Genomic DNA, 3,921 nt, shown 5'->3' with positions numbered 1-3,921 from the left:
GATGACCGTATTAAACGGGTTTTGGGCGTGGTAGCGGGTCATCGCCCGACCGACAGCATATTGATTTTTGGTACTGCTACCCGTATCGGCAATAGCGGCAAATCGCAGTAACAGCTTGGATTTGGGCGTGACTACAGCAGCTAGGGGGAGATCGTTCCGAAAGGCGGCACCCGCAGTGAGGGAAGCATTGTCACCATCCTCGTCAGCCGAACTAGATCGATCGGCAAATAAGAGTTTGCCAGCTCCAGCCAAACCAAAGCCAGCCAAGCCAGCTCCCACTAAAAATTGACGGCGGTTAGTACTCATAAATTTTGATTATCTGTAAGGGTCTGACCGAACAAAGATGATAGATTAGAGAGAAGTGACACTCATCCTAACCGAAATGGCACCCCGATCGCGCACAGGTAAACTCATGCAAGGATTGTTTGGGCGATTTGGTAAACAGCAGCCAGAGCCTACCCCACCGCCGAACGGCAATCCCCGGCAAAATCGTCAATCTGCCGCTCCAGCCGACATGTTTGCCGATTTTGACGATCGTGATTGGGATCGTCCCGCCGCACGCGATCTCGATCCGATTGCCAGTCAATTCGATACCGATGACGAAGAGACTAACTGGGATGATGCCGAAGTAGCAGAGAATGAAAATAACCCATTAGTGCGACCGCCCAATCGTCGCATTGACTACGCACAACCGACGCTAACAGTCGAATCGCCGAATGTCACCAATAGTAGCGATCTCGATGACTGGGCTGAGGCACTACCCGCAGCCACAGTCAAAAGTAGTAATATTCGAGAGGCCCGTCGCGGTCAAAATATCAGATCCATCCCACCTAATGAAGATCTGTGGGATGAGAGTCCCCTCGATACTCAGGAACTAGCCGCTCGATCGACATTTTCGAGTGGTAGGAGTACCGTTGGTGGTACTAGATCCACCCAGGTAAACCCCGCTGTCGGCTTGTGGGCGGGGATATTGCAACAATTTCGCCGATTCCTGCCAGGGCCACTTCAGCAGCTCTCTGATGCGATTCTCACGGCAACTGTGATACTATTCGTCACCGTGGGCATCTGGTTTATCGATAGCTTGTTTATGCCAGGAATTGAGGGCATGGCTTCCAAACCACCAGAGGCACCTGTTGCCGTGCGACCTGCCGATCCCCTGGTGGAAAGTCCGACTATCGTCAGTCCCGAGCAAGCATTTATCGAGGCACTAGAGACGCAAATTAGTGAGATTACCAGTCAGTATCCAGACGATCTCGTGCAAACATTAGATGTCGATACTGCTAGCGATCGCTTACTCGTGCAGCTCAATCCGGTGTGGTATACCCTCAATGACGATCGTCAAAATAGTTTAGCCGATCGAATGTGGCTTCAAGCTCAAGCCAATCATTTTACCAAATTAGAAATTCAAGACAGTCAAGGTGTCTCGATCGCCCGCAGTCCTGTCGTTGGCAAGCATCCCATCATCTTACAGCGACGATTGAGTTAGTACTTGGGTCGATCGACGATATTTGTAGATGACAAGAATCGATCGATGCTCAATCCTCGATCGCTGCCCGATGATATTTTTATAATCCAAGAATTCGATCGGCTCCACAAAAATCGATTTCTGAATCTATGATACAAACACCTAATTAACGAAATATTTTCATTAAGCAGCCTGAAGTGTTCTGGGTTCGGGAATAGATTCGCCTTCTGCTTGCCAAGCTTCCAAGTACATCTCAATTACTTCTTCACCATTACGAATGGCTTCATCGCGAGTTTGACCGTGAGTACACGGCATTACTACTCGCTCTGCAAACTCTGGAATTGTGACTAGGAACAGCCGATCTTCCTCAGACCATTCAATAACCATACTATATTGGCTCATCATTATCTTTCTCTTCGATTATTTCTGCGAGTGCCAAAAGTAATTTTTTGAGCTGATTCTCTAGATATAGAGGCACATCATCTCCATTTTTACCTGGAATGGTCAGCGTTTTTTCAAGCATTGGGTGTCGCCAGCGTTCGTGGCTCCCCTTACCGCGCTTAGGTAAATAAATAAAGCCCTCATTTGCGATTTGAGCTTTAAACTCCCGAATTTTTCTGGGCATAAATATTCTTTTTACACCCTACTTTAATTTCCACATGAAGTAAGAATTGTTGTTGCCAGTAGAAATTTTCAACTTTGGCAACTGCCTACTGCTAAGTCGATGTAAATCGACGCTGTGTACTAAACAATAATTAGTCCTGAAAAACTAGCTAGGCGTCTGTTGTAAATCGGGTCTTTCCTCAGGTAAAATTGCGCCCTCGATCGGGCAAACTTGAATACAAATTCCACAATCGATACAAGTGGAAAAGTCGATCCAATACCAGTCGGTACCCCGCGTATTTTTCCCTGGCCCCTCATGGATACAGGCAACTGGGCATGCTGGTACACAATCAGCTACACCTTCACAAACATTGGTAACGATCGAGTGGGACACAAGTTCTTCTCTACTAATAATTGACAATAATTAATCGTAATGCAGATCGATTCTAAGCTGCCTAAGTCATGATTTTGGGAACTTTGAAAAAATCTGTTTCGCGATCGGGTGCTGCTGCATAGATACCAGCGAGATTTTGGTACGATGACTGCTCGTCATGGCGAGTAATATTACTCATGTCAATTGCTCTAGTCGTTGGCTCGACATTATCGGTATCGAGTTCGCTCAGTTGCTCGAAATAGTCGAGAATACTACTCATCTGTCCGGCATACTGTTCTTCTTCTGCGGGAGTGAGTTCCAATCGAGCGAGAAGGGCTACTTTGTGGACTTGGTCGCGATCGAGCATAGGGGGGTTAATAATTGATAGTTGAATGTAGATCTTTGCCTAAGACCTAAAGCCTAAAACCTAAGACCTAAAGCCTTAAAAATAAATATCGATCTGAGAGCGTCCGGTGGTTTTGAGCCAGTTTTGGGCTTCGATATAGTTGTTGGGGGCGATCTTGATGGCTTGAATCCAGTACTCAGCGGCTTTGCCGAGCAGGGCTTCGCTAGCGGTCATATCGCCTGTTTCAGCGGCTTTTTCACCTTGATAGTGATAAATGACGGCGATGTTGTTTAGGGCTTGGCACAGGCGCGAATTGAGTTCGACGGCTTGAAAATATTGGTTGAGGGCGCGTTCGTGTTCGCCATTACTAGCGTAGATCAAGCCCATATTGTACAGGATATAGCTGCGATCGTAATCGTTTTCTTCTAGGCGCAGGGCTTCTTCGTAGTTGTCTAGAGCTTCGGCGTATTCGCCATCAGCCTGAGCGGACATCCCGTCGCGATAATAAACAAAAGCCTCTTTGGCACGCTTGTTGGTCGGCATGATCTTGAGGAGAATGTCTGCCATGACTGTGAAGCTTTTGTCGATGAAGTTATCGTTCTTCTGGGTTCTTGGCATAGCTAAATTAGGGATTCAGGAACGTATCCTGATGCTTAGTTAAGGTATTTTTACTTATAGTTATCTATTTTACCGTTTTGGGCAATGAAGCCAAGGACTAGTAACAATTCTTGTGGGGAAGAACGGAAAGACGATCCGCAGGCCGGAAAAGGCGGAACCAAGGTCAGGAAGGGCTGAGGGCTGAGGTGGATCCAGGGTGATCACGGGCATCGATCTCGACACTGTGCGGTTTGCGGAGCCGATTTATCTGTGGCTCCTGATTGCGCCCGGAACGTTGCTGATCATCTGGGTCTGGCAGGTCGTCCGCCGGCGCAATCGGTTGCGGCTCGCCACCCGGCTGACGGCGGCGGACACGCTCTTCGTGCCGGAGATATTTCAGGATAACCGCATCGCCTGGCTGCGGGCGCTGCGCGACGATTCGCCCCCGCGCCGGGTCGCCGTGTTTCACGACGCGATCGCCTGGAAGCGGCCGGAGATCACGCCGGCCGCGCGTTACGCCGGCTTTGCGGATTACAT

6 protein-coding genes and 2 pseudogenes are annotated in these 3,921 nt (G+C 48.7%); 2 read left to right on the top strand and 6 right to left on the bottom strand.

Translation table 11 applies throughout. The annotated features are described in order from the left end of the window. A pseudogene (locus RMO84_RS15330) lies at positions 1-306 on the bottom strand (metallophosphoesterase); the annotation flags it as partial. A 55-nt stretch (positions 307-361) separates the two neighbouring features. On the opposite strand from RMO84_RS15330, the gene RMO84_RS15325 reads away from it, so the two are divergent. Then, positions 362-1,486: a hypothetical protein gene (locus RMO84_RS15325; protein WP_310489310.1), complete on the top strand. Its 1,125-nt coding sequence runs from the start codon at positions 362-364 to the stop codon at positions 1,484-1,486. 162 nt (positions 1,487-1,648) lie between these two features. Here RMO84_RS15325 and RMO84_RS15320 read toward each other — a convergent pair whose 3' ends face one another. From RMO84_RS15320 to RMO84_RS15300, 5 genes are all read right to left on the bottom strand, one after another. Then, positions 1,649-1,867 (bottom strand): type II toxin-antitoxin system HicB family antitoxin, encoded by a 219-nt coding sequence (locus tag RMO84_RS15320; RefSeq protein WP_396135869.1) that lies wholly within the window; start codon positions 1,865-1,867, stop codon positions 1,649-1,651. Continuing rightward, positions 1,854-2,090 carry a type II toxin-antitoxin system HicA family toxin gene (locus RMO84_RS15315; RefSeq protein WP_310489308.1) on the bottom strand — a complete coding sequence of 79 codons (237 nt, stop codon included), beginning with the start codon at positions 2,088-2,090 and terminating at the stop codon, positions 1,854-1,856. Before RMO84_RS15315 ends, RMO84_RS15320 begins: the two co-directional genes overlap by 14 nt. A gap of 144 nt (positions 2,091-2,234) precedes the next feature. Continuing rightward, the gene (locus RMO84_RS15310) at positions 2,235-2,462 is read right to left on the bottom strand and encodes a ferredoxin family protein (RefSeq protein WP_310489307.1); all 228 of its coding nucleotides are present in this window, start codon (positions 2,460-2,462) and stop codon (positions 2,235-2,237) included. Positions 2,463-2,523: 61 nt separating this feature from the next. After that, a complete protein-coding gene (gatC, locus tag RMO84_RS15305; RefSeq protein WP_310489306.1) occupies positions 2,524-2,808 on the bottom strand; it encodes an Asp-tRNA(Asn)/Glu-tRNA(Gln) amidotransferase subunit GatC in 285 nt (94 codons plus the stop codon). Between the two features lie 75 nt (positions 2,809-2,883). After that, positions 2,884-3,405: a photosystem I assembly protein Ycf3 gene (locus tag RMO84_RS15300; RefSeq protein ID WP_310489305.1), complete on the bottom strand. Its 522-nt coding sequence runs from the start codon at positions 3,403-3,405 to the stop codon at positions 2,884-2,886. Positions 3,406-3,601: 196 nt separating this feature from the next. Between RMO84_RS15300 and RMO84_RS15295 the strand changes: the two are divergent. After that, positions 3,602-3,921: pseudogene (locus RMO84_RS15295) on the top strand (hypothetical protein); the annotation flags it as partial.

It is taken from the genome of Chamaesiphon sp. VAR_69_metabat_338 (assembly GCF_031423935.1).
Classification (GTDB): domain Bacteria; phylum Cyanobacteriota; class Cyanobacteriia; order Cyanobacteriales; family Chamaesiphonaceae; genus Chamaesiphon.
Note: the sequence above shows the minus strand (reverse complement) of the source record. Positions and strands in the feature narration are given on the sequence as shown.